Genomic DNA, 24,078 nt, shown 5'->3' with positions numbered 1-24,078 from the left:
TGGTTGAACCGCTTCGGTCGATCCTGGCCTTGGCGTCCGAAGTGTGCAGTCGGGCCAGTTATCGCCGACCTTTCGTCACGATTGCCCTAACTGCTAGAAGGATCAACGGGACCAGTATCGGTGTAGGCACGGAAATGGCGTCGGGAATTTCATTCACCGAAGCGGCAACCCATGTAACCGCTGCGGCGATTGCGGCTACCAGTAGCCCGGATAGGGTTAGGGCGTGTCGAGCCGTTCGCTTCGAAGGCAGAAACTTTATCTCAATGGCGAATCGCCACCAGGTTGCGAAGAAATTCCCTTCCGTTGATCTTTCTGTTCGGTGATGCGCCCAGACGCGTGCCTTGTCCGACGGTTCGGACTCGATGGGGTCAGTGTGATCGGCCAGGTTGAGCTCTTGGTCAATCTGCTGGGACGGGCAACGCCCCTGGTTCACTGCATAACCCCAATCGTGCAAGCGAACAAGCTTCACTTCCTTCCTGCGTGTTGGATCGGGTGCGGTCGCTGTGCATAAAGACTGACCGACATGGGTCGTAGGACGAGACTCCTAGGCCCATTGTCATGGTCTCAACGTGCATCGCAAGACCCGTCGCACATGGTGTGCGATGTTCCAGCTTGGAGGGACGGTTGACTAGCAGCCCTGAACCCGTGAGTCTGTTGACGGGCGCCCATTGGTAACGCGAAGTGTCTTAAATTTTCCTGGGAACTGTCAGCAGCGATAAAGAGTACCGGGCATGGGAGAAGGGGATATATATGCCAGCGAAGGGGTCTGTTGAAGCGGGCAATGGCGGCGTTCCGAAACGGCGTGAGTCCGATGGCGGCATCACCCCTCCGGCAGTTGCGTCTGGAGGTGCGAGTGGGAGCAGCGGGCCGCTAACCCGTGTAACCGTCAATTTTACTCAAAGGTCAATGTTGGCGCTCGATAGTGCCGTCCGGAAGTCGGGAGATACCAGAACGGACACCATCAACCGCGCAATTCAAGTATATGATCTAGTGCAAGATGTCCTAAAGCGCGGCGATGGCCGAAGCCTGCTGATCAAGTATCCGAATGGCGAATGCGAGCGCCTGCTAATGATGTGACTAGCCGCTCGGCTCTTAACGCATTCGGGCAGATGTTGGACTTGAATGGCACCAATTCTTCCCAAGGGTAGAGCAGGAGCAGTCACCGCCGGGTATAGAAAGTAGGCAGGGCTGACCATCTCGCGGCGGCGGCCATTGGCGACACGGCTGCTGGGGAAAGTCCATTCCGTCTGTCCGTTGTAGTCGTGGCCGCGCGCAGCGCTGCATTATCCTGCCTTGGAGGCCCTCTTGCCGGCGAGACCCCTTGCGGCATCGTTGTAAACCCCTGTGCTCGTAATCGACGGAGCGTCGCTCGTCGACTTTGCCGGCTTCGTCTACGAGTTCTCGCAGCTGCTCTGTCACGCAACCCGAGCGGAAGCCTCGATGCCTTCAGCGACATCCTCTTCGAGCAGGACCCTGGGAGGCTGGCCGTTCTGCTGACCGCAGTCGGTGTGCCAGGCATGCCGCTGCCAGAGGCCTTGTCGGATACGCACTCGAGTTCGAACCGATCGTCCCTCGCGATCTTGTGGAGACTCGGATCAGTGCGGGCGTCTGGCAACCATGAAGGCCAGCGATGTCACCGTCGTCCCGACCTAGTCGCCTAGCGTCTGTCGAGCTGCACGAAGGTTGTTGCGGCGGCGACGCCTTTGGCGACTGCGTGGGGTAGCGGCACGTTGTGAGCGAGTCGTGCGGCGAGGGTGCCGAGGAAGGCGTCACCGGCCCCGCTGGTGTTGATGGCCTTGACGTGTGATGCGGGGACGAGTGCGGTGTGGTCGGCATCGCTGTAGGCGGCGCCGCGAGCGCCAGCGGTCACCACCACCGCTCGTGGGCCCAGCTTGCGGAGTTCCTGCGCTGCGATCGACGGATTGGCATGGTGGCGGCCCAGTATCGCTGCCGCTTCGGCCTCGTTCGAAACGAACAGGTCGAGTGGGGCCAGGGCGGTCAGACCGAGCGAGGGATGTGGCACGAGGTTGCCGATGAGCGTCTCTGCGTGGTGATGCCGGAAGACGGCGTCAACGGCATCGGGCTGGAGATCGAGCTGGGTTACCACGATCGGAGCTCGTAGCTGCTGAAGTGCGTTGCGCACATGCTCGCTGGCGAGCTCAGTCTCTGTGGAGTGTGCGAGGACGATGTAGTTCTCGCCGTCGGGGGTGATCTCGATGATCGCGGTACCGGTCGGAGCCGATGGCACGACTTGAAGGAAGGACATGTCGATGGCCGCGTTGGTGAGGGCTCGGCTCAGGGAGGCGCCCCATTCGTCGTCGCCGACGTTGGTGATCAGGCTGGCGCGGACGCCCGCTTGTCGTGCGGCCAAAGCCTGGTTGAGGCTCTTGCCGCCCGGTGTGGTCGTCGCGGGTGACGAGGCGAACGTCGTCCGGCCAGCGACGGGCCGTTGGGGGATCCGCACGGTGATGTCGATGTTGGCGCGGCCGACGAAGGCGACATGCGGCGTACGGACCTGATCGGGTAGTTGGTGACTCATCCGCTGGTGGCCAGCTGGTCGAGGAGCTGTCGCACTTCCGGCTGGCTGGAGAAGGGTTCGAGTCGCCGGGCCAGGGTGGTGACGTTTCGGCGGACCCGAACCGAGCCCGTCGTGGTAGCCGTGGTCAACGCTTCAGCCGCGACGGTGGCGGCCTGGCCTGGTTCCGAAGCCGCCAGGTAGGCGTGCGCCGTGCGGGAGAGGTACACGCCCCGTTCGCGTCGGTAGCGGTCGGGCCACGTGTTGACGGCGTTGGTGAAGCTGTCGATGGCCCGACGCGGTTGGTTGAGGCGGAGCCATCCCTCGCCCTCCTGCGCCGCAAGGTACGGCCGGGTGCAGAACGAACCGAGGGCACTGCTTCCCCCGCTCGGCGGCCTGGCGGTCGCCACGAGTGTGTGGGCACGCTCGACCGCGGCCTGGAAAGCGGAGGCGTCCTGCGCGATGGCGCTGCCGTGCGCCTGCTGGATGGCGGCGAAGGCGTGCAGGAGCGGGGGCGTGTCGGGCAGGCGGGAAGCGGCACGGGCCAGCCCGACGACACAGTCCTCGTCCCCGGTTCCCACCATCCGCTGTGCCTTACGGGTCAGGACGTACGCCCAGAACTCCTGATCGTCGGCTTCCTGCGCCATGCTTCCCGCGCGGTCCAGCCAGCGGTCGCCCGCGGCCCGGTCGCCGAGATCGTCGCTGAGCCAACCCGCGAACTCGCTCCACCGTGCCTCGGTGCTGAGAAGCCGGTTACGAAGCTGTCCACGTGTCTGCCGACGCAGGGCGGCGATCAGCGCGATCTGCTGTTCGACGGTCGACAGGATGGTGAGGCCACCCAGCAGGTCGTCCGCTTGTACGAGGAGCGCGCGAAGCTCCGCGAAGTGATCGACAACGGCAGGGTCGACGGACCGTGGGTGAGAAACGCCTGTGGTGGTGACAACCGGCACGGCGGTGAGGCCAGCGGCCAGTTCCAGCAGAGCCCTCCGGCTTACCCGCAATGACATCGCCTGCCCATCGGACATGACCGCAAGCGTAACCGCGTCACCATCGTGAAAGTCCGTCTCACCTGCCACCGCGGCACCGGCGACCCGCGCGAGTGGTGCCGTCAGGCCGTTCGGACCACCGGCCGTCAGATCCGTGGCGGCGAGGTCGCGCAACGACTCCCGTGCCGGATCCGTCACCGGGACACCGTGAGTGCCAGCCGGTAGTGAGCGGTCCTCGACTTCGCCCCACCGCATGCGTTGTGCCGCTTCGACTTTCTCCTGATCAAGCTGCTGCTTCAGGCGCCGATAGTCGTCGTAGTCGGCCAGCAACTCTCCACCAGCGGCTAGGGCCGCTTCACAGCGCTGCCAGAAGATCCGGTCCGGGCATTGCTGCCCGCGCTCGACGCCCGCGATCGTGGTCCGGGAAACCGGCACCCGCCTCGCCAATGCCAACTGGGTCAGCCCACGCACGTTGCGCCAGGCGGCAAGCCTTGCACCCAGTGCCCGCTTCGCATCGTCTACCCGCTGCGGATCGATCATGACGCCCGTCCCTTCACAACCCCGTACGGACACGACGGCTGCATTGACGCAAAGCGACGTTACCGTAACCGATCTCCGCCAGAACCGGCCAGCGCCTCAACAACCCCGGCGCCGACGTCCTTGTCCGCGCCGAGCAACGTCTATCGGCGGGCGACCCGAGACCCGACTCCGGACCTTCGATGATGTGCGCGGTGTGTGCTCGAGAGCGGATGCCACCGTGGGGCAACCGGTGCCACCGGATGCCACGGCGGGTCAACGGGCCGGGTCGCTGCCGGGGTCCGTGTGCTCGGGGTGTGGTCATCGGTCGGCCCTGACCAGGGCGACGACGTGGGTGAACGTGGGCCACTCCCTGCCACCCCGGGTGAACCGGCAGGCCGCTAGACTGGGCACTCGCGCCCTCGTAGCTCAGGGGATAGAGCATCGGTTTCCTAAACCGTGTGTCGCAGGTTCGAATCCTGCCGGGGGCACCTCGAAGATCAGCAAAAACGCCATCTGACCAGCGGATACGTCACCGCGTCGATCGGTCGACCTGTGCAGTGATGTGCCGCCCGGAGCCGCCGTTTGTCGCTGTCCACGGACTATTCACGGACTAATCTTGGGAGGGTTTTCCCAGGTCGCACCTGTTGTTCCGGTCAAGATCCGGATTCGCCACGGGCACCCTCATAGCCGCTGTCGTGGTGCCCCGCGCCCCGTTGCACCTGCCGTCCCTGCACGAAATGGTCCCCGAGGTCCGCGAGGAGACGCGTACGGGCGGCGTCCAGGCGTGCCGTGTAGTCCGGCATGAAGATCTCCACGAACGACTTATCGAGGGTGCCGCTGATGCGGTGCAACGCCGACCAGACAGCGATGTCCTCGTCAACGATGGCATCGAACCTCTTAGTACCGATCACCTTGTCAAGCCAGTCGGAGAGCACCAGGGCCTGGTCGTGGGTCAGCTTGATCGTGAAGTCCTCGGCCACCGAGCGAGAGTAGCCAGAGCGCGATGCGGGAGCGCAGGCTACTCACCCAAACCGCCCAACGCCGCCTGAATCCGCTGGTTCACCGTCGCTTCCTGGCCGTCGATGCACTTGGCGTACACCTTCAGCAGCACGTCGACGGAGTGGCCGGCGCGGGCGGCGACGTCGGGTGCCGGAACACCGGACTTCAGCCACAGCGACACCACCGCGTGCCGCAAGTCGTACGGCCGACCGGCCAGCGGGGACGCCACCTGCACCGGAGCCAGCGCCAGCCCTCGCGCCGCCTTCCACATCCGCGAGTACGTCGACGCTGCCACCACGTTGCTCTTGCCGCTGCGGAACAGTCGACTGTCATCGGCGACGCCGAACCGGTCGACGTGCCGCCGCAGGATGCCCACCAGCTCCGGCGGGATCGGCACGACCCGGGACTCCGCCGCCGCCCGGTGCTTCAACCCGCGCCGGTCGTGCACCTCGCCGCTGTCGGTCCAGCGCTTGCCCGCCTGGGACCGGTTGTCGACCAGCGTCCGCCGGCCCCACCCCGTTGCCGGAAGGTGGCAGTCCTGCTCGCGCAGCGCCAGCGCCTCACTCGGTCGCAGTGCCAGCTTGCGGCCCCCCTCCGGGCGGCCTCCGGCCGTCCTCGGGCGATCCGCAGCGCCTCATGTCAGGTCCGTCGTCGGCACCCCCGGCGAACAGTTCCGCCCGGACCGTTCGTGGGTGACGACGTATCGGGAGTTGCCATCCGTAGGATCGTCCCGGTGGTTTCCCAGATGGATGCAAACGACGGTGATGTCGGCTTGGCCCTGCCGGCGCCGGCTGCGGGTTCCCGCGATGGGTTTCGCGTGGAGTTCGTCCCGACCAGCGAGGACGGTCGGTTCGGTGAGTTCCAGCTCTACGTGGGTGGCGTCCCGATCGGGGATGGCAGCACATCTGCCTGGTACCCGCACTACATGGATCTTCGCCGCCTGTGCAGCTTGGCGGAGCAGCCTGGCATACGGGAACGGGGGCCGTTGCACCTTGGCGACACCTTCGACCACCTGAACATGTACGTGGAGATGACCGAGATCGACGTGGTGTTCACCTTCACCACCCGCCCTCGCCTTGAGTGGGGTGAGTCACCGCCATGGGCGCCACCGGTGGGCGTATGGATGCGGCTGAGCGTTGCCCGTTTGGAGTTCATCAGCATCTGGCGTCAGGCCGAGCCGCAGTTCCGCTCTCTCACGACAGGACGGTAACCGGCACTTCGTCAGTACGTCGGGGCTTCCCTGAGAGCTCAGCGAACAATGATCACCGGGCGAGTCGTCCTCATCCGGGCATCGAGACGGTTATCAGCGTGGCGGTCCTTCTTGCCGTGACGATCGCGGGGTTGTCGGCCACCGTCGTGGCCGGGCGATCGGTTGCCGCGCCGCTTCGCGGCTTGCCACCGAGTACCCGGGATCAGGCGCGCGGAGAGCCGCCGACACGGCAAGCCGCCCCCGGCCTCCGGGCCGGGGGCGGTAATCCGTACGCCGCCGGGCAGCCGCGCGCCCACAGCGCAGCCGTGCCCTGGTGCGGGTGGCCATGACGACGTTGGTCGCAGCCGCTGCTACTCCGCAAGCTCCGGATGGTGCCCGTGGTCGAAGGCTCTTCGCTCGGCTTCGGTGAGGAGTCCGTCTACCTCTGCTTCGTTCCGCTCCACGAAGTCGGCATAGGCCCCAAGGGTCAAGATCATGGCGCAAGTCTTGGTGCGAACCGAGAAGCCTCCGATCGCAACATCCTCACCCATCTCGAAGCGGATAAGGGCCTCGGTCTCCGGCCAAGGCAGTTCCGGGCCGAATGCGCGCTGCATGGCAGATATGAGGAGGTCGACGTCTTTGAGCCCGTGGTTGGGTTCGAAGAGTCGGGCCACCGCGATTTGGAAGGCGGCGATCATGACATGGGCGGAGCCGAGCGAGCTGAACTCTGGGAACCTTGCCGTGAGTGGTTCACGCTCCGACGAGTGGCGCAGCATGCTCTCCCGTAGGAACCTGCCCATGAGCGTGCGGGGCATCTGGGGCGGGATTGGTGGCTCCACCGGCTGGGACTTGCGGTACCTGCGCCTGGCCACGGCTAGTGTCTCCCCTCCTCATTCCGTCGATCAACTCTGGCAGCAGAGGGCAGGCATGGCGTGAGCCATCCTCCCGAGGCCGTCATGGTCCATTCAATGGTCCGGTGACTGTGGCGGGCAGCGGTCATGTGCGGGCACGGGGGCAGATGTCCCGGTCGCAGGCGTCGCGGGACTCAGGGCTTGGTTGAGCGCGCTCTTCCGAACTGGGGGTTGCCGAAAGACGACCGCACGCACGCCGTCCGGTCGGCCGCCGGGAGAGACTTGTCCGGTGACGACCGTCGAGCCACCGGACGTAGTGACAGAGGAGGCCGTCTTGCAGCTCCTGCACTTGGCCTTCCTGGAGATTCGGTCGTACACGGCTCCCGTGGACGACGAGTCGCTGGAGACCTTGCTGAAGCGGCGTGAACAGATCAACGAACTTGCCGACCTCTGCCATGGGCTACCCGGCTGTGTCGCCCCGGAGCGACGGCATCTGCTGGGCGACAACTTGAGGTACCTGTGGCGTACCTCCTCTGCCCGGAAGCAGCGCTGGATGCGTTCTCGCTGGGATCATCTTGGCTACGACCACCGCTGGCTCACAGACTCGGATTCACCTCGTCGGACGGACGCAGCAGGCGAAGACGCCGGACCGGGGGCACCTCGAAGACAGCCGTAACGCCATCTGAACTCCTGATATGCCTGCCCACCGACGGGGGTTCCCTGTGTGACAGTGTGCCGCGCGAAGTCACCGTTTGTCGCTGTCCACGCGCTATCCACGGATTGAGTCCGCCTGCGTCTGCGGGAGCGGGCGGGGGTTCCGACGCAGCCCAGGTCGCGCCCGGCGTTCCAGTCAAGATCCGGCTTCGTCACGGTCAGCCGGTAGCCGCTGTCGTCAATGCGGCCCCGCCTGCTGCCGGCGCTGGACTGGATGCGCGCGTACGCCATCGGGGCGCGCCGGTGATGACACGCCGCCGGGTGGGTGGCCGTCTCCGTCCGCTACGCGGCGGAGGCCGCGGAGGGCGCCGCCGCGATCGACCGGTACGACCCGTGCAGGTACAGCAGCGGTGCCTTGGTCGGGTGCAGGGCGCCGTAGGACACCGCCTCCCCGATGACCACCGAGTGGTCGCCCTGGTCGGAGAGGTCGCGGACCCGGCAGTCGAAGTAGGCCAGTCCCTCGCTGAACACGAGGCAGCCGGTCGCCGGTGCGCGGTGCACCCGGACGCCGGCGAACGCGGCCGCGCCGGAAGGGCGCCGGGCGTCGGCGAACCAACGGGCGACGTCCCGTTGGTCCGCCGCCAGCACGGTGACCGCGAAGATGCCGGAGTCGCGGATCTGGGTGAGCAGTCGACTCCGGTGCTTCAGGCAGGTCAGGACCAGGGTGGGGCGCAGCGACACGGTGGTGAACGAGTTGACCGTCATCGCCAGCGGGATGTCGTCGTGCACGCTGCTGACGATGCCGACGCCGGTGGCGAACGAGCCCGCGGTACGGCGGAACTCCACCGCCTGGTCCTGGTTGGTCATGGCGTCAGTCCTGACCCCACACCAGGCAGAACGGGTGCCCCACCGGGTCGGCGTAGACCCGGAAGCCGTGGTTGCGGCCCCCGCCGCCGCGCAGCAGGGTGGCACCCAGCCGGAGTACGGCCTGCTCGGCCTCCCGGATGTCGTCCACCTCCACGTCGAGGTGTGCCTGCTGCGGGAAGGTCGGATCCGGCCACTGCGGCGGCTGGTAGTCGGCGACGCTCTGGAGGCAGAGGCGGGGATGCCCGTCCGAGCCTTTCAACGTCACCCAGTACCCGTCGCTGTCGGCCCATTCCAGGCCGGTCAGCTCGACGTAGAACTCCGCCAACTTCTCGGCGTCCGGGCAGTCCAGCACCACCGAGTGCAGTCGACCGATCATCCGACCTCTCCCGTCATCGTCGTCGCGCGATGACCGGCGCCCCCGGTCACCGTGTCAGTGAAGGTACTCGCCGAAGGTGGTGAAGTAGTCGAGGGCGCGCACGGGTGGGCCGGTCTCGGTCTGGACCTGGAGCAGCACCACGCCGCGGTCGTCGCCGTCGCCCGGACCACCACTGGCGACGACCACGCCGCCGTAGTCGGCCTTGACGATCCGGCCGGGTGTGCCGCCGTGCGCCCGGGTCGGCCGGGTGGCGGCCTTGACCCAGAGCCGGAGCCCCCGGTGCGTCGTCCACGCGTTGACGAACGGGTCCGACTGGCCGCGTACCAGGTTGCAGATCGTGGTGGCGTTGTCCCGCCAGTCGATCCGGGTGTCCTCGACCCCGATCCGGTGGTAGAACGACGCCCCCTCGGGCGGCTGCGGCTCGCCCCGGTGCCCCTCGGCGACCCGGTCCAACGCCTCCAGCGTGACCGGCACGTACTCGGCGAGGAGCCGGTCCAGGATCTGCCCGGCGGTGTCGTGCGGGCCGATCTTCACGCGGCTCTGGGTGATGACCGGTCCCGTGTCCAGCTCCTCCGCCATGTAGTGCACGGTGAGGCCGGTCTCCTCCTCGCCGTTGCGGATCGCCCAGTTGACCGCGCCGAACCCCGCGTACGCGGGCAGCAGCGCGTCGTGCGTGTTGATCGCGCCGCGTTCCGGGATCCGCAGCACCTCCGCCGGCACCCGGGTCCGCCAGTTGGTGGAGACGATGACCTCCGGCGCGAGTTCGCGTAGCTGCTCGTGCAGGTCGGGTTCGCGGGCGGTGGCCGAGTAACGCACGGGCAGTCCCAGCTCGGCGGCGGCCAGCTCCACGTCCGGCTCGCCGAGGCCGCTGAACTCGGCCCGGTGGGTCAGCACGAGGAGCACCTCGTGCTGCGGCGCGATGCCCCGCAGCACGGTGGCGCCCAGCTCGCCGTACCCGAAGAAGACGATCCTCACGGCTTCGCCGTCCCGTTGGCCAGCCCGGCCCGGAAGCGGACGGTGTTGACCCGCAGCCAGCCGGAGGAGTCCCGCTGGTCGAACACGTCGTCCGCCTCGAAGGTGGCGAACGCGGTGTCGTAGCGGCTGTGCGGGGAGCGGCGGCCGATCACCTGGACGGTGCCCCGGTGCACCCGCAGGATCGCGTCGCCGGTGACGTTCTGCTGGCTGAAGTCGATGGCCGTCTGCAACATCAGCCGCTCGGGGGCGAACCACAGGCCCCGGTAGACCAGGGCGGTGTACTTCGGCATCAGCTCCTCCTTGAGCTGCGCCACCTCCGGGTCGAGCACCAGCGACTCCACCGCCCGGTGCGCGTGCCAGAGCAGGCTACCCGACGGCGCCTCGTAGATGTTACGGGTCTTCATGCCGAAGATCCGGTTCTCCACGATGTCGAGGCGGCCGATCCCGTGCCGGCGGCCGATCTCGTCGAGCGCCTCCAGCACGGCGCTCGCCGACAGGGGCGTCCCGTTGACGCCGACCGGGTTGCCGCCCTGGAAGTGGATCTCGACGGTCTCGGGCTCGTCCGGGGTGTCGGCGAGGTCGCGTACCCGGAACAGCAGGCCCTCCGGCGCGGGCTGCGCCGGGTCCTCCAGCGCCTCGCCCTCGTACGAGGTGTGCAGCAGGTTGCTGTCGATGGAGTACGGGCGCTCGCCACTGCTCAGGTCCAGCTCGATGCCGTGCCGTCCGGCGTAGGCGAGCAGGTCGCTGCGGGACGCCAGGTCCCACTCCCGCCACGGGCTGATCACCGTGATGTCGGGGCGCAGCGCGGCGAAGGTCATCTCGAAGCGGATCTGGTCGTTGCCCTTGCCGGTGGCCCCGTGCGCCACGGCGTCGGCGCCGACCTCCTCGGCCACCCGCAGCTGGGCGGCGGCGATCAGCGGCCGGCCGATGGAGGAGCCCATCAGGTACTGACCCTCGTAGAGGGCGTTGGCCCGGTACATCGGGAAGGCGTAGTCGCGGGCGAACTCCTCGCGCAGGTCGACCACCCGCACCTCGTCCGCGCCGAGCTTCTCGGCCTTGCGGGCGGCGGTGTCCAACTCCTCACCCTGGCCCAGGTCGGCGATGAACGCGGTCAGCCGGCAGCGGTAGCGCTCCTTGAGCCAGACCAGGGCCACCGAGGTGTCGAGCCCGCCGGAGAAGGCGAGCACGATGTGCTGGGGGGCGATGTTGTTCCGAGACGACATGACGGTCACACCTCTCCGGCGGGCGCGGTGGCCCACAGCTGGTCCATGGTTTCGTGGGTAAGGTCGCGGGTCAGGTCGGACGTGGAGGCGTACCCCATGTTGATGATCTTGCGGCGACCCTGGCGGACCGGGGCGACCCGGTGCAGCGTGGTGTTGGTCCGCATCAGGTACAGGTCGCCGGGGAACAGCTCCATCGAGTAGATCGGGCGGCTGACCAGCGCTCGGTTGATCTCCGGGCGCTGCTTGTTCCAGGTGGTGCCGGGTACGCACTGGACGAAGCCGCCGTGCTCCACCGGCGGGCACTCGACCACCCAGACCAGGGCGAAGGTGAAGTCGTCCCAGTGCCAGCCGTGGGTGTCGCCGTCCTTCTCCAGGCAGGTGATGACGAACTGCTCCGGCTCGTACGGGCACGGGTGCACCGGCTCGCCGGCCACCTCCGACAGCACCCGCAGGATCGGCTCCGCCCCGTAGATCCCGCTGATCACGGTGCCCAGGTCGGCGATCTCGGCCCGCGTCACGTTGCGCATCCGGCGCGGCGTGTAGTCGGTCTCGGCGAAGCGCAGGTCCCGTCGCGTGCCCGCCTTGTCGATCAGCTCGTTGACCTCGTCGGCGACGGCCTTCTTGACGCTGTCGGGGGCGACGAAGGAGACCTTCGCGTGCCCCAGGTACGAGAAGTCGCGGCGGGCCGTGGCGATGTCGTCCGGCGCCACCTGGCGCTCCACGTGCTCCCGCAGTTGCTGGTACAAGACTCTCGAGTCGAACACGGATCCTCCTTGGTTAACCTCGCGCCGCCGCGACGCGTGCGAAATCGATGACGGCCGCCGCTACCTGCGCCACGGCGGCGGAATGCAGCACTCCGAAGTGGTCGGTGTCGATCCGGTGGGACGTGGCCGCGCCGACGCGGGCCGCCCACTGGTCGAGCTGCGCGTCGAGCAGGTCCGCGCCGATGACCAGCGCGGGAGTGTCGACCGGGCCGTCGTGGACGTACCCGGCACCGGCTCGGGTGTGGCGCTCGTAGCTGTGCCACCGGTGCGCCAGCAGCGCCGTCGGCACGGGCTGCCGGACGGCCGCCAGGCAGGCCGCGAGCGCGCCGACGGCCAGCCGCTCGTCGAAGCCGCCCGGCCCCGTACCGCCCGTGGTCCGGGGCCTCGGGGCGTCCGGCTCCAGGTCGAGGGCCCGGTGGATGTTCTCCGTGAAGGTGTCGAAGCGCTGCCGGACCTCCTCGTCCGGCAGCTCGTACCCCACCGGCGGGGCGGAGTCCAGCAGCACCAGCGCCGGTCGTCGCCCGACCTGGTCGGCGGCCATCTGGTAGGCGACCTGACCGCCGAACGACCACCCGCCGAGCAGGTCCGGGACCAGGCCGGCGGCGTCCAGGTCGGCCTGGTAGCGGCGGGCCAGGTCCGGCACCGTCGGCAGTTGCGCGCTGTCGCGGGAGGCCGTCACCCGCCAGTGCTCCGGCAGCGCGGCCAGCAGGTCCTGGTAGTCCTGCGGGCTGCCGCCGGCGCCGTGCACCAGGTGCAGGTGCGGGCCCGAGCCGTCCCGCAGGCGTACCAGCGTCGACTCCGCCGAGACCGGCTCGGACCCGCCGCCCAGCAGGTCGGCCAGCCGGCGGGGGGTCGGCTCGCCCAGCCACCGCACGACGTCCACCGCCGGTCGCCCGTCGGCGGCCAGCGCGTCCACGAGGCGCAGGGCGCTCAACGAGTTGCCGCCGGAGGCGAAGAAGTCGGCGTCGGAACCGGCCGGCGGGGCGCCGAGCACGTCGGTCCAGGCGGCGACGACGTGGCGCCAGTGCGCCGACTCGGGCAGCGGGCCGGTCGCCGGGTCGCGGTCCACGGTGGCCGGGGCCGCGCGGCCGGTGCGGGCGCGGGTGGCGACGTTGAACGAGCCGACCGTACGCTGCGGCTCGGCGCCGCCGTCGGCCAGCACCGCGTCCAGGTCGTGCAGCAGGGCCAGCACGCTGCTCTCCCGGTAGCGACCGGTGTGGTACTCGATCTCGGCGAGGTAGCCGCCGTCGGCCTCCCAGACGGACATCGCCACGTCGGCCCGGGCGGCCCGGTTCGGGCTGGGCAGCAGCGTCGCCGGGACCGGGCCGAGACGCAGGTCGGTGCCGATCGGGCCGAGGTAGCTCAGCAGCAGCGGCGCGGGGTCGCCGAGGGCGGCCCGGGTCTGCTCGGGCAGCGCCCCGAACACCACCGGGTACGGCACCGCCTGGTGGGTCAGCATCTGCCACATGCCGTCCCGGGCGGCACCCACCACCGCGGCGACGGTGTCCGTCTCGGCGACCCTCGCCCGGGCCACGCAGAGGTTCGCGGTGTAGCCGAGCAGGGCCTGGTCGCGGGTGGTCATCCGGTTCGCGGTCACCACGCCCACCGCCACGTCCGGCCCGGCGCCGGCCCGGGCGAGCACGAGTTGCGCCGCACCGAGGATGATCGCGAACGGGGTGGCGAAGGTGGCCTTGGCCAGCGCCGCGATCCCGGCGCCCGCCTCGGCGCTGAAGCCGTAGCGCAGGATCGCGCCGGGTGCGCCGCTGGCCACCTCGCCCGGCAGGTCGGGTTCCAGGACGGCGGAGGCGGCACCGGCGAGCGCGTCGCACCAGTACGCCAGGCTCTTGTCCCACCGGCCGTCCGCGCGGGCCGTGGCCTGCTCCCGGGCGTACGTCCTGAACGGCACCGGGTCGGCCGGGAAGCTCACCTCCCGTCCCTCCCGCACGGCCGCGTACGCCTCCGACAGCTCGCCGACGAGCAGTTGGACCGCCCAGCCGTCGAGCACCATGTGGTGCACGGTCAGCAGCACCTCGTGCCGGTCGCCGACCCGGACCAGGGTGATCCGGGCCAGCGGCGCCGCCGCCGGGTCCACCGGCGCGGCGTGCACCTCCTCGGCGACGAGCCGCAGCAGGGTCCCCGGGTCGGCGTCCCCCGGGTCGTCCACCTCCAGCCGGTGCAGGCCGACGACGATGCGGGGCGCCACCACCAGCGTGACGGCGTCCGCCTGCCGCACCACCGAGGTCCGCAGCGCCTCGTGGCGGTCGACCATCGCCTGCCAGGCGACGGCCAGCGCCGCCTCGTCGAGCGGCTCGTCCACCCCGAGCCGCCAGGTGAGGTGGTAGACGGACCGGTCGCGGGCCCGCTGGTGCACCCACCACAGGGCCTCCTGCATCGCGGTGGCCGGGACCGCCTCCGGGACGGCCCCGGCGCCCGGCTCAGCCACGGGTGGCGAGCAGCTCGGAGGTCAACCGCTTGCGGTCGACCTTGTCCACCTCGGTCAGCGGGATCTCCGCCCGGTGGTGGAACGCCCGTGGCCGCATGTACGGCGGAAGGTGCCCCACCAGCCGGGTGAGGTCGTCGTCGGCCAGCGCCGCGCCCGTGTAGACGGCGTGCAGGTCCAGCTCCCCGTCGTCGCCGGCCACGGTGAGCACCACCGCCTCCACCACGTCCGCGTGGGCGCGCAGCGCGGCCTCGATCTCGGCCAGTTCGACGCGGTTGCCGCGTACCTTCACCTGGTGGTCGATGCGGCCCTGGTGCACCAACTCGCCGAACTCGCGGCGGACCCGGTCGCCCGTGCGGTACCAGTGTTCGGCGGTCAACGGCCCGGTGCCGTCGTAGAGACGGCCCCGCTCGCCGTCGAAGGAGACGAACCGGCCCGCGTTCTCGGCCGGGTCCAGGTAGCCGGGGAACCGCTGCTCGCCACGGACGCACAGCTCGCCGTCGTCGCCCGGGCGCAGGTCCTCGTCGAGCAGCACGTAGTCCAGGTGCGGGTAGATGTCCCCGATCGGCACCGAGCGGTTCGACGACTCGATCCGGGCGGCCGGGTCGGCGGGCACCTCGTACGCGGTGACGATGACCGTCGTCTCGGTGGGGCCGTAACAGTTGATCACCGCGGTGTTCGGCGCGGCGGCCGTCCAGTCGTTGACCTGTTCGATGGTGAGCGGCTCCCCGCCGAAGGAGCTCAGCCGCAGCGTCGGCATGCTGTCCGGCGCGAGGGCCCGCAGCCGCTTGGCGAACGAGATCAGCGACGGCACGGACAGCCAGTGCGTGAGCCGCTTCGTGTTGATGAAGCGCACCGGCGTCAGCACGTCCCCGCGCTGGGCCACGCACAGGGTGGCCCCGGTGCCCCACGCGCCGAACATCGCCAGGATCGAGCCGTCGAAGCACATCTCGAAGGTCTGCGAGACCCGCGACTCGGGCCGGAACCGGTACCGCTTGATCACCTCGGTGAGGAACGAGTCGACGTTGGCGTGGGTCGCCGGCACGCCCTTGGGTTTCCCGGTGGTCCCGCTGGTGAAGATGATGTACGCGAAGTCGTCGCGGCCCCGCTCCACGGCCGGCGGGATCTCCGTCGCGTCGTCCGGGGCGAGGAACCGGCGCCAGCCCTCGCCGGTCAGGTCGAGGACCCGGACGGTGCTCTGGGCGCGGAACTCGGCCAGCCCGTCGCCGGAGGTGTCGTCGACCATGACGAGGTCCAGGTCCGCCTCGCCGGTGATGGCGAGGTTGCGGGCCGCCGGGTTGGCGGGGTTGAGCGGCACGACCGTCGCACCCAGCCGCAGGGCGGCCAGGTAGGCGACGTAGCCGATGAGGCTGCGGGAGGTGAGCAGCCCGACCCGTCGGGGTGGCCGCCCCGGCACCCGCTGCATGGCGGCCGACAACCGCCCGGCCGCGGCCCGCAACTCGGCGTAGGTCAGTGCGTCCGAGGCGACCTCGATCGCCACGTTGTCCGGGTACTGCCGGGCCGACGTACGGAACCAGTCGTAGAGGGTACGGGTCTGCATCGCACATCCTTCACAAGGTCTGCCGGTGCGGGCGTTCCGCCGCCGGAGCTGGGGTGGTCGACCGGTCTCGTTCCAGCTGCCGCAGGTGGTCGAAGGTGGTCCGCACCAGCGCGGACCGGGGGCGCCCCCGGCGGGCCGACTCCACCGCGAAGCGCAGGGCCCGGGGCAGGTCCGACCAGGCCCGCACCGCCTCGTCGTCGCCGAGGTGGCGGTACCGGAACGTCCGGTGCTGCGCGACGGCCCAGAGGTCGTCCAGGTGCGCCCCGGCGGCCTCCGGCTGCGCGACGACGTGGTCGCGGAGGAACTCCAGGGCGGCGTCCTCGTCGAGCAGCCAGTCACCGGGCAGCTCCGGCTCGTCCCCGGCGCCGCCCGTACGGACCAGCAACTGCGGTTGCGCGCCGGCCGGCGGGGGCACCCAGAAGCCGAAGGCCAGCGCGTTTCGCCGCGCCTGCTCCGGACGCCACGACGGCGGCGGCGTCAGCGCGGCGAGCAGGCCGGCGGTGGCGAGCCAGCCGGCGTACGGCTCCTGCTCGCCGGCGGGCAGCAGCCCGCTGAACCCGTCGACCACGTGCCAGTCGTCGCCGCGCCGGTCGTCGACCAGCAACCAGTGCGGCGCGTGGGCGGTGCCGTCGGTCGAGGGGGACCAGGGCAGCGCCGCGTTGTCGGTGACCACGAGCACCCGACCGTGGCGGCGCAGTTCCGCGTCGACGCGGTCGACGACGCCGTCGACCGGGGCGGTGGCCCACGCCAACCGGGTGCCGTCCGGCAGCCGGTCGAGCGGCACCCGGTGGTGGGAGAAGGCGAGCCCGCCCGCCGGCAGGTCCGTGCGCACCGCGACGCGTACGGAGTCGGCGAAACGCTCCACGGTGTCGGCGAACTCGCCGGCCTGGTAGCCGGCCAGGTTGCTGGTGTAGCAGCTCAGCCCGGCGAACCGGGGGTCGGGGACGGTCATCGCGTACCCACCCCGTGTGCCACGCTCGCCGGGACCCGGCTGTGCCCGCGCAGGCTGACCCACCGCAGGTCGGCCCAGCGGCCCGTCCGCCGTCCCGCCGGCACCGGAATGGCCCAGGGCCGGCCGGCGAGGCCGGCGCCGGTGGCCTTCACGCACGCCTCCTGCACCGTCCAGATCCAGGCGAACTCGCGGTCCCGCACCGGTTCGGGCAGCCGGTCCAGGGCGGCGCGGACCGGCGGGGCGCAGCAGCGGCGCAGCAGGGCCGGCGGCGCGGGCACGGGCACCTGGACGTCAACGCCGACCGGCACGCCCCGCCCGAGCGCGGCGGCCACCGTGCCGGCGTCGTGGGACAGGCTGACGGCGACCCCCGGCCACTCGGGCAGGTGGGGCTGGCCGTTGTCGTGGGCGGCGATCGGCGTGCCGCCGGCCGTCCGGCCCAGCTCGGCGGCGAGCAGCAGGCGCAGCAGCGCCCGCGCGGCCAACCGTTCGGCGCGCGGCCCGGCGGGGAGGTCGCCGACGGCCGCCAGGTCGGACGGGGCCGGCGGAAGGTGGGCCAGCAGCCGCTGCTCGGCCACCGCCACCCGCACCCGGGCGCCCAGCCGCAGCCGGACGATGCCGCCGTGGCGGCCCGTGGCGACCCGGCGCGGTCGCGCCCGGCAGGCCAGCACCGCCCGCCGCCGTGCCGTCACCACGACCGGTCCCGGAGCAGGTCGGGCACGTGCTCGGCGATCCCGGCGAGCATCGCCCCGGTGGCGCCGCCGGCCGTGGCGAACATGCCGGCGGCGGCCCGCAGCTGCGCCAGCCCGCCCTCGGCGTACGCCTCCGCGCCGAGCAGGGCGGCGCACTCGCCGAGCACCACGTCCAGGCCCTGCGCCACCGCGACCTTCAGCAGCATGCTGGTCACCAGGGGCTCGCTGCTCTCCCGGTGGGCGTCGCAGGCGGCCTCGATCCGCCAGGCCTCCACCACGCACCGGGCGAACCGCTCCCGGATCGCCGGGTTGTCCCAGGCCCGCCCGGCACCGAGGGGGCGCTCGACGAGGCGACGATGGGTGTCGGCGAGCACGCGTCGACACATCGCGGCTGCCCACACGCCGCCGGCGAAGCGTTCCGTGGCGATGTGCCGGGCGAAGCTGACCATGCCCCGGCCGGGGCGGCCGACCAGGTACGACCGGTCCAGGCGTACCTGGTCGAAGTGCAGGTCGCCCAGGCCGGCGCCGGTCAGCGGGGTGTTCCGGGTGGCGGACACCCGCACGCCGGGGGCGTCGGTGGGCACCAGCACCCACACGAAGCTGGTGAAGTGCCGCTGCGGGCGGTGCCGGGCCAGCACGAGCGCGTACGCGGCGGTGCGGGCGTTGGTGATCCACCGCTTCCCGCCGTCGAGCACCAGCGACCGGTCGTCGAGGCGTACCGTCGTGCCGAGCTCCATCAGGTCGGAGCCGGCGCCGTCGCGGTCCGTGGCGGCCAGCGCGAGCGTCGCGCGACCGGCGACCGCGTCGTGGTACGCGGCCCGCACCGGCCCGTCCTCCGGCCCCGCGTCGACCTGTTCGCGCAGGACGGGCAGCGCGCTGGCGACCTGGACGCAGACCGACAGCACCACCCCGACCGGGCAGTGCGCGTCGAGGGTGCCGAGCAGCCCCGGCAGCTCGGCCGGCCCGACGTCGCGCAGCAGGCCGTGGTCGCCGAGCGCCCGCCAGACCGCGCGCGCGTCCCCGGTGGTCGCCAGCCCGCGCAGCGCCGCCCCGGTACGCGCGGCCACGTCGGCACCGGGTGCCGACGGGCCGGGCGCGGTGGGGGCCGCCGCCGGTGCCGTTTGCAGCTCAGGCAAGGTGCACCTGCCGGTCCCGCAACGTCAGCGCCCCGTTGACCAGCAGCAGCCGGTCGTTGGCGTAGTTCAGCGAGGCGGAGCGGAGGTCCCGGAAGACCCGCTCCAGGTACAGCGGCGACGACCTGAGGTAGCCGTGCCGCAGGCCGACCAGCTCCACCATCTCGTCGGCGGCGGCGAAGCACTGCTCGGCGGCGTGCACCTTCAGGGAGTTGACCAGCAGCTGGGTCGACGGGTCGGCCACGTCGGGGGTGCCCTGCACGGCGGCGACGGTGTGCCGGAGCAGGGCGTTGACCAGGTCGAGCCGACCCCGGACCCGGGCCAGCCGGGTCAGCAGCAGCTCCGAGGAGGGATCGAACTGGCCCCGGCCGGCGTCGCGGATGTGGTGCAGGATCCGTGACAGCGCGCCGGTGGCCGCGCCGAGCCACGCCGCCGACCAGCCGATGTGCGCCAGCGGGCCGAAGGTGGGGGCGACGATCTCGCGGAACCGCCCGGGGGCGCCGATGACCTGGTCGGCCGGCACCCGCCCGGTCAGCCGCATCGGCACGCTCTGGGTGGCCCGCATCCCGAGCGGCTGCCAGCCGCCGCGCACCTCCAGCGTGAGCTGGTCGCGGCGGGCGTACACCAGGGACACCTGGCTGGGCGAGGTGGCGTCCGGCGCCAGCGTCGTGATGAGGTACGCGTCGGCGTGCTGGCCGCCGGTCACGATGGGGGCGTCCCGGTCGATGGTCAGGAACCCGGCGTCCTGCCGGACCTCCGACTCCGAGCTGAGCAGGTGCCCGCCCTTGCCGCGTTCCGTGGTCACCGAGGCGAGGTAGACGTCGCCCTTGCCGAGTTCCGGCAGGAGCCGCGCGGCGAACGGGCCGTCGGCGTGCCGGACCACCGCCACGACCTGCTGGCAGTGCATCGCGAAGATCAACGCGACGGACATGTCCACCCTGGCCAGCCGCAGGGTCACGTCGACCAGGTCGTCGAGCCCGCCGCCCCCACCGCCGTGCTCCGCCGGCACCAGCAGGCCGAGCAGGCCGGTGGCCCGCATCGCGTCCAGCGCCGCCGTGGGGAACTCCGCCGTCTCGTCGGCCTGCTCCGCGTGCGCGGCGGCGGCGGCCAGCACCTCCGCCAGCGCGCTCTCGTGGCCGGTCGCGGTGCTCACGCCGCCCGTCCCCGCAGCGACTCGATGGTGTTCCAGAGGCTGCCCGCCGTGGCGAAGGTGCTGTCGGTCAGCAGCTCGTCGGGCATGGACACCCCGTAGGTGTCCTCGATGGTGAACAGCAGCTCGATCGCGCGCATCGAGTCCAGGCCCAACTCGTTGAGCGAGGCCTCGGCGGTGATGGGCTGCGTTCCCGCGTACTTGAGGAACGGCTTGAGCAGGTCCGGAAAAGCGGCGTCCATTGTCAGATCAACCCCTGTCGCTGCCGATGACGGTGTGCCGGGTGAGCTCCAGCCGGGTCACGCCGGTGATCCGGCCCCCGGCGACGGTGACCTCGACCGGCATGGGATGGGCGAGGAAGGCCACCAGGCTGGCGTAGAGGCCGTACGCGCCCACGTTGGGCACGGCGACCAGCTGACCCGGGACCAGCGGCGGGAGGGCCGCGGCGCGGGCCCACGTGTCCAGCGGTGTGCACAGCGGCCCGGTGACGATGGTCCCGGGCACCGGCGCACCGGCCGCCGCGTCCACGGTGAGCAGGTCCGGCACGATCGGCGGCAGCCGGCGCAGGCCGGACATCCCGCCGAGGTGGTGGATGCCCGACTCCAGCACCACCACGGTGGCGCCCTGCGACCGCTTCACGTCCAGGACCCGGGTGACCAGCGTGCCGCAGGTGCCGACCAGGTACCGGCCCGACTCGAAGGCCACCCCCGGCCCGCGCTCCGGCCAGCCCGGGAAGGCGTCGGCCAGCAGCGCCGTCAGCCGGTCCGCCAGCTTCGGCAGGTCCGGCCGGCCGCCGGCCCGCGCGAAGGGCGCCCCGAAGCCACCGCCCAGGTCGATCAGCTCCGGCTGCGTCCCGGTCGCCGCCGCCAGCCGCCGTACGGTGTCGACGGACTGGGTGAACTGGGCGACCAGGGCGTCCTCGCCGTCGACGTTGCTGCCCATGTAGAGGTGGAACCCGACCGGGGACACGTTCCGGCGCGGCCCGAACAGGTCGGGCCGGTCCAGCACCCAGCGCACGTCCGCGCCGAACTGCGAGGCGACGCCGGTCATCGTGAGCCCCTGCCCGGGGGCCGGGCTGTCGTCGTTGATCCGCACCAGTGCGCGTACCTCGACGTCGTGCTCGCGGGCCACCCGGTCGAGCTGGTCCAGCCCGTACGGCGAGTCGACGGAGAAGAGCCCGACCCCGGCCCGTACGGCCTCGGCCAGGTCGACGTCCCGCTTGCCCGGGCCGGTGTAGAGGATCTCGGCCGGGTCGCAGCCGGCCGCCAGCGCGACGCGCAGCTCGCCGGGGGAGCAGACCTCCGCCCGGCACCCGGCGGCGGTCAGGTCGGCTACGACCGTCGGGTGCGGGTTGGCCTTGAGCGAGTAGAACAGCTCGGCGGGCCCGGGCAGGGCGGCCCGCAGCGCCGCGTACGAGCGGGCCAGCTCGTCGGTGTCGTAGAGGTACGCCGGGGTCTGCGGCGCGCCCGGCCGGTCGAAGAGTGCCGCCAGCTCAGACACGGGCCCGCTCCGACCACATCCGGTACAGCTCGGCCCGGTCGACCTTGCCGTTGCGGGTCAGCGGGATCTCCGGCACGACCAGGCACGTCCGGGGTGTCTTGATCTCGTCGAGTTCGGTGCGCAGCGCGGCGAGCACCTCCGGCGCGGTCAGCTCGGTCACCGCGAACAGGGTGGCGGAGTCGCCGCCGTCCTCGGCGCGGGGCGGCAGCACGGCGGCGGCCTGCACCTGCGGCAGCCGGTACGCCGCCGCCTCGACCTCGGTGACGCTGACGCGGGTGCCGCGTTCCTTGTAGATGTCGTCGCGCCGGCCGACGAAGTAGAGGTAGCCGTCGGCGTCGAGCCAGCCGTGGTCGCCCGTGCGCAGCTGGGGGAAGAGCCCCTCGGCGCGGGGGAAGCGCTGCGCGGTCAGCTCCGGGCGACGCCAGTAGCCGGCCATCACGTGCGGCCCCCGGACCACGATCTCGCCGACGGTGCCGGGCGGCACCGCCGCGCCGTCCTCGTCGACGATCAGGATCTCGGTGCCGGGCAGGGCCCGCCCGGAGGCGCCGGGCCGGCGCAGGTCCTCGTCCACCGGCATGATCGCCGCCCGCTTGCACTCGGTGAGCCCGAACATCAGCTGTACGCGCAGGGTGGGGATCCGGGCGCGCAGGTCGCGCAGGACCTCGGGCGGCATCGCGGCGCCGGTGTTGGTGAGCAGGCGCAGCGCGGGCACGGTCGCGCCCGGGCGGGACAGCATCCGGGCCAGGCCACGGGCGAGCGCCGGCACGGCGGGCAGCACGGTCGCGGCGCTGTTCACCAGGTGCCGGGGCAGCGTCGGGCCGGTGTCGGCGGGGGAGGCCAGGTGCAGCCGGGCGCCGGCGAGGGTGCTGAGGAAGACCTGGTACATGCCGTAGTCGAAGGAGAGCGGCAGCGCGCACCACACGACGTCGTCGGCCCGGTAGGCGAGCTGGGCGGCGATGGCCCCGACGGCGAAGACCACCTGCGCGTGGGTGGACACGACCGCCTTCGGCATGCCGGTGCTGCCGGAGGTGTAGATCAGGCAGACCGGGTCGACGGCCAGCGGGGACGCGGCCGGCTCGGCGTCCGGGCCGTCCCGTACGACGTCGCGTAGCTCCGCCGTGCCGACGGTCGGCACCCCGTGCCCGGCGGCCACGGCGAGCGCCCGGGGGCTGTCGGTGACGAGCAGCGCCGGCTCGGCGTCGGTCAGCACGTGCGCCAGGGCGACCGCGGGGGACTGCTCGTTGACGACGCTGAACACGGCGCCCGCCCGGGAACAGGCGTACAGCAGGGCGGGCACCAGTGGGTCGGTGGGCAGGCAGACGATCACCCGCTCGCCCCGGCGGACGCCCCGCCCGGCCAGCCAGCCGGCGAGCCGCCGGCTGGCCGCGTCCAGCTCCCCGTAGCTCTGCACCAGGTCGCCGTGGGCGATAGCCGGCGCCTCCGGCCGGGCGGTCGCCGTACGGTCCAGCAGGTCGTGCAGCAGCCTGGTCACCGGCCCGACACCCCCTGCGCCGCCGGGCGGGCCCGGTCGAACACGGCGCCCAGCGAGTCGAGGTCGTGCAGGGCCGGCCCGGTGAGGTCGTCCGGATCCAGCTCCACCCCCAGCCGGGCCTCCGCGCGCTCGATCACCTCGACCAGCCGGAACGAGTTGAAGCCGGGCAGCGTCCGCAGTGGACGCCCGTCGACCGGCACCTCCGGGCCCACCCCGAGGACGGCCCGCACCTCGTCGGCCAGCACCCCGCGGATCCGGCCCGGGTCGGCCGCCGGCCCGCCCTGCGGCGGTGGCACCGGCCCGGCGTCGGCGAGCCGACCGGCGAGCGCCACGTCGTCGCGCAGCAGGCCGTCGAGCTGGTCGAGCACCGGGGTGGGGAAGACCCCGCCCCGGCGGACCCGGCGCATCGCCACGTAGCTCTGCCCGGCCAGGGCGAGCCAGGCGTCGGCACGGTCGGCGGCCTCGCGTGCCGCGTCGGCGGTGGCCGGGTCGCCGGCCAGCCAGGCGGCGTGCAGCGCCCGGGACCGGCCGAGCAGCCACACGTCGAGCACCAGCTGGGCCGCCGCCTCCGCCTCGCCCGCCTGCCGCCGGACCGCCGCCAGGTAGTCCTCGATCCGGTCGGCCCCGGCGCGCAGCGCGGCGGCGTTGTCCCGCAGGACCGCCGCGCGGTCGAGCACCGGTGCGCCGTCGGCGGCGACGGTCATCGCGGTCGCCCGGGGCACCGCCGCGTCGAAGTCCGCGGCCGGCATCCGCCACGTCCCCGGCCGCGCGTCGCCCCACTGCGTGGAGTTGTGGTAGCCGTCGACCACCACGCACTGCTCGCCGGCGTCGACCAGCAGGAAGCTGTGCTCCATGTGCTGGTTCCCGGCGTACGGCAGCCAGCTCATGGTGAACGTGTCGGCGACCACGTAGAGCGGCGAGTGCTCCGCGAGCAGCTCGCGCAGCCGCGCGCCGGGCACGTCGTCCCAGCGTCGGGTGACCCGCAGGCCGAGCAGGTCGGCCGCCTCGGCGAGCCGCTGCTCGACCGACGCGGTCACCGCCGGTGTCCCGGCGGGCCCCTCGGCGGTGTGGAACCGCAGGGTGGCGCCGAGCGCCAGGTGCGCCCCGGGCCCGTAGGCCCGGTCGGCCAGCGCGGCCAGGTTCACCTGTACGCAGTCCAGCAGGTCGGCGCGGAGGCCGGTCAGCACCGGCGTCCACTCCCGGCTGCGCGTCGGCACCGCAGGCACAGCGACCATGTCACGCC

The 24,078-nt window shown here is 71.6% G+C and carries 21 protein-coding genes and 1 tRNA gene; 2 read left to right on the top strand and 20 right to left on the bottom strand.

Annotation, left to right across the window (positions count from 1 at the left end; genetic code table 11):
- Window positions 1–1,657: 1,657 nt before the first annotated feature.
- Together ACGFIG_RS08325 and ACGFIG_RS08320 are read right to left on the bottom strand one after the other, a co-directional pair.
- Window positions 1,658–2,539 (bottom strand): PfkB family carbohydrate kinase, encoded by an 882-nt coding sequence (locus ACGFIG_RS08325; protein ID WP_046569663.1) that lies wholly within the window; start codon window positions 2,537–2,539, stop codon window positions 1,658–1,660.
- Window positions 2,536–4,041: a helix-turn-helix transcriptional regulator gene (locus ACGFIG_RS08320; protein ID WP_046569661.1), complete on the bottom strand. Its 1,506-nt coding sequence runs from the start codon at window positions 4,039–4,041 to the stop codon at window positions 2,536–2,538. The genes ACGFIG_RS08325 and ACGFIG_RS08320 overlap by 4 nt, the downstream gene beginning before the upstream one ends.
- A 394-nt stretch (window positions 4,042–4,435) precedes the next feature.
- Between ACGFIG_RS08320 and ACGFIG_RS08315 the strand changes: the two genes are divergently transcribed.
- Window positions 4,436–4,508 (top strand) — tRNA-Arg (locus tag ACGFIG_RS08315).
- A 165-nt stretch (window positions 4,509–4,673) separates the two neighbouring features.
- On the opposite strand, the gene ACGFIG_RS08310 is transcribed toward ACGFIG_RS08315, so the two are convergent.
- A complete protein-coding gene (locus ACGFIG_RS08310) occupies window positions 4,674–5,000 on the bottom strand; it encodes a hypothetical protein (RefSeq protein ID WP_393000508.1) in 327 nt (108 codons plus the stop codon).
- 38 nt (window positions 5,001–5,038) lie between these two features.
- Window positions 5,039–5,467, bottom strand: a complete 429-nt coding sequence (locus ACGFIG_RS08305; protein WP_393000506.1) for a hypothetical protein — start codon at window positions 5,465–5,467, stop codon at window positions 5,039–5,041.
- 285 nt (window positions 5,468–5,752) lie between these two features.
- Here ACGFIG_RS08305 and ACGFIG_RS08300 point away from each other — a divergent pair, with 285 nt between their 5' ends.
- Complete coding sequence (locus tag ACGFIG_RS08300; RefSeq protein ID WP_393000504.1) at window positions 5,753–6,229, top strand: hypothetical protein; 477 nt, start codon at window positions 5,753–5,755, stop codon at window positions 6,227–6,229.
- A gap of 350 nt (window positions 6,230–6,579) precedes the next feature.
- Here the strand turns inward: ACGFIG_RS08300 and ACGFIG_RS08295 are convergent, their stop codons facing one another.
- From ACGFIG_RS08295 to ACGFIG_RS08220, 16 genes are all read right to left on the bottom strand, one after another.
- On the bottom strand, window positions 6,580–7,023 hold the full coding sequence (locus ACGFIG_RS08295) for a hypothetical protein (protein WP_393000502.1): 444 nt from the start codon (window positions 7,021–7,023) through the stop codon (window positions 6,580–6,582).
- A gap of 1,032 nt (window positions 7,024–8,055) precedes the next feature.
- Window positions 8,056–8,580: a flavin reductase family protein gene (locus ACGFIG_RS08290; RefSeq protein ID WP_393000500.1), complete on the bottom strand. Its 525-nt coding sequence runs from the start codon at window positions 8,578–8,580 to the stop codon at window positions 8,056–8,058.
- A 4-nt stretch (window positions 8,581–8,584) separates the two neighbouring features.
- Window positions 8,585–8,956 carry a VOC family protein gene (locus ACGFIG_RS08285; RefSeq protein WP_393000498.1) on the bottom strand — a complete coding sequence of 124 codons (372 nt, stop codon included), beginning with the start codon at window positions 8,954–8,956 and terminating at the stop codon, window positions 8,585–8,587.
- Between the two features lie 54 nt (window positions 8,957–9,010).
- The gene (locus tag ACGFIG_RS08280; RefSeq protein ID WP_393000496.1) at window positions 9,011–9,931 is read right to left on the bottom strand and encodes a methionyl-tRNA formyltransferase; all 921 of its coding nucleotides are present in this window, start codon (window positions 9,929–9,931) and stop codon (window positions 9,011–9,013) included.
- Window positions 9,928–11,154: an argininosuccinate synthase gene (locus ACGFIG_RS08275; RefSeq protein ID WP_393000494.1), complete on the bottom strand. Its 1,227-nt coding sequence runs from the start codon at window positions 11,152–11,154 to the stop codon at window positions 9,928–9,930. The genes ACGFIG_RS08280 and ACGFIG_RS08275 overlap by 4 nt, the downstream gene beginning before the upstream one ends.
- A gap of 5 nt (window positions 11,155–11,159) precedes the next feature.
- Window positions 11,160–11,918, bottom strand: coding sequence for a hypothetical protein (locus ACGFIG_RS08270; RefSeq protein ID WP_393000492.1), 759 nt, complete (start codon window positions 11,916–11,918; stop codon window positions 11,160–11,162).
- Between the two features lie 13 nt (window positions 11,919–11,931).
- Window positions 11,932–14,361: a condensation domain-containing protein gene (locus tag ACGFIG_RS08265; RefSeq protein WP_393000490.1), complete on the bottom strand. Its 2,430-nt coding sequence runs from the start codon at window positions 14,359–14,361 to the stop codon at window positions 11,932–11,934.
- On the bottom strand, window positions 14,354–15,919 hold the full coding sequence (locus ACGFIG_RS08260; protein ID WP_393000488.1) for an amino acid adenylation domain-containing protein: 1,566 nt from the start codon (window positions 15,917–15,919) through the stop codon (window positions 14,354–14,356). The genes ACGFIG_RS08265 and ACGFIG_RS08260 overlap by 8 nt, the downstream gene beginning before the upstream one ends.
- Before the next feature lie 10 nt (window positions 15,920–15,929).
- Complete coding sequence (locus ACGFIG_RS08255) at window positions 15,930–16,871, bottom strand: hypothetical protein (protein WP_393000486.1); 942 nt, start codon at window positions 16,869–16,871, stop codon at window positions 15,930–15,932.
- A complete protein-coding gene (locus tag ACGFIG_RS08250; RefSeq protein ID WP_393000484.1) occupies window positions 16,868–17,563 on the bottom strand; it encodes a 4'-phosphopantetheinyl transferase family protein in 696 nt (231 codons plus the stop codon). Before ACGFIG_RS08250 ends, ACGFIG_RS08255 begins: the two co-directional genes overlap by 4 nt.
- Entirely contained in the window at window positions 17,557–18,696 is a 1,140-nt protein-coding gene (locus ACGFIG_RS08245) for an acyl-CoA dehydrogenase family protein (RefSeq protein WP_393000482.1), read from the bottom strand. Before ACGFIG_RS08245 ends, ACGFIG_RS08250 begins: the two co-directional genes overlap by 7 nt.
- Entirely contained in the window at window positions 18,689–19,846 is a 1,158-nt protein-coding gene (locus tag ACGFIG_RS08240) for an acyl-CoA dehydrogenase family protein (RefSeq protein ID WP_393000480.1), read from the bottom strand. The genes ACGFIG_RS08245 and ACGFIG_RS08240 overlap by 8 nt, the downstream gene beginning before the upstream one ends.
- On the bottom strand, window positions 19,843–20,085 hold the full coding sequence (locus ACGFIG_RS08235; protein WP_089002193.1) for a phosphopantetheine-binding protein: 243 nt from the start codon (window positions 20,083–20,085) through the stop codon (window positions 19,843–19,845). The genes ACGFIG_RS08240 and ACGFIG_RS08235 overlap by 4 nt, the downstream gene beginning before the upstream one ends.
- 7 nt (window positions 20,086–20,092) lie before the next feature.
- Window positions 20,093–21,343, bottom strand: a complete 1,251-nt coding sequence (locus ACGFIG_RS08230; protein WP_393000478.1) for a type III PLP-dependent enzyme — start codon at window positions 21,341–21,343, stop codon at window positions 20,093–20,095.
- Window positions 21,336–22,835, bottom strand: a complete 1,500-nt coding sequence (locus ACGFIG_RS08225; protein WP_393000476.1) for a class I adenylate-forming enzyme family protein — start codon at window positions 22,833–22,835, stop codon at window positions 21,336–21,338. Before ACGFIG_RS08225 ends, ACGFIG_RS08230 begins: the two co-directional genes overlap by 8 nt.
- Window positions 22,832–24,070 (bottom strand): acyl carrier protein, encoded by a 1,239-nt coding sequence (locus tag ACGFIG_RS08220; protein ID WP_393000474.1) that lies wholly within the window; start codon window positions 24,068–24,070, stop codon window positions 22,832–22,834. Before ACGFIG_RS08220 ends, ACGFIG_RS08225 begins: the two co-directional genes overlap by 4 nt.
- Window positions 24,071–24,078 lie beyond the last annotated feature (8 nt).

Source organism: Micromonospora sp. NPDC049048, from assembly GCF_043197615.1.
In the GTDB taxonomy this organism is placed as follows: Bacteria; Actinomycetota; Actinomycetes; order Mycobacteriales; family Micromonosporaceae; genus Micromonospora.
Note: the sequence above shows the minus strand (reverse complement) of the source record. Positions and strands in the feature narration are given on the sequence as shown.

Bases quoted from the DNA above. Each gene is read 5' to 3' on its own strand.
- ACGFIG_RS08235 (WP_089002193.1), bottom strand. From the start codon at position 20,085: ATGGACGCCGCTTTTCCGGACCTGCTCAAGCCGTTCCTCAAGTACGCG.
- ACGFIG_RS08275 (WP_393000494.1), bottom strand. From the start codon at position 11,154: ATGTCGTCTCGGAACAACATCGCCCCCCAGCACATCGTGCTCGCCTTC.
- ACGFIG_RS08255 (WP_393000486.1), bottom strand. From the start codon at position 16,871: ATGACCGTCCCCGACCCCCGGTTCGCCGGGCTGAGCTGCTACACCAGC.
- ACGFIG_RS08220 (WP_393000474.1), bottom strand. From the start codon at position 24,070: ATGGTCGCTGTGCCTGCGGTGCCGACGCGCAGCCGGGAGTGGACGCCG.
- ACGFIG_RS08260 (WP_393000488.1), bottom strand. From the start codon at position 15,919: ATGCAGACCCGTACCCTCTACGACTGGTTCCGTACGTCGGCCCGGCAG.
- ACGFIG_RS08285 (WP_393000498.1), bottom strand. From the start codon at position 8,956: ATGATCGGTCGACTGCACTCGGTGGTGCTGGACTGCCCGGACGCCGAG.
- ACGFIG_RS08290 (WP_393000500.1), bottom strand. From the start codon at position 8,580: ATGACCAACCAGGACCAGGCGGTGGAGTTCCGCCGTACCGCGGGCTCG.
- ACGFIG_RS08325 (WP_046569663.1), bottom strand. From the start codon at position 2,539: ATGAGTCACCAACTACCCGATCAGGTCCGTACGCCGCATGTCGCCTTC.
- ACGFIG_RS08295 (WP_393000502.1), bottom strand. From the start codon at position 7,023: ATGCCCCGCACGCTCATGGGCAGGTTCCTACGGGAGAGCATGCTGCGC.
- ACGFIG_RS08320 (WP_046569661.1), bottom strand. From the start codon at position 4,041: ATGATCGATCCGCAGCGGGTAGACGATGCGAAGCGGGCACTGGGTGCA.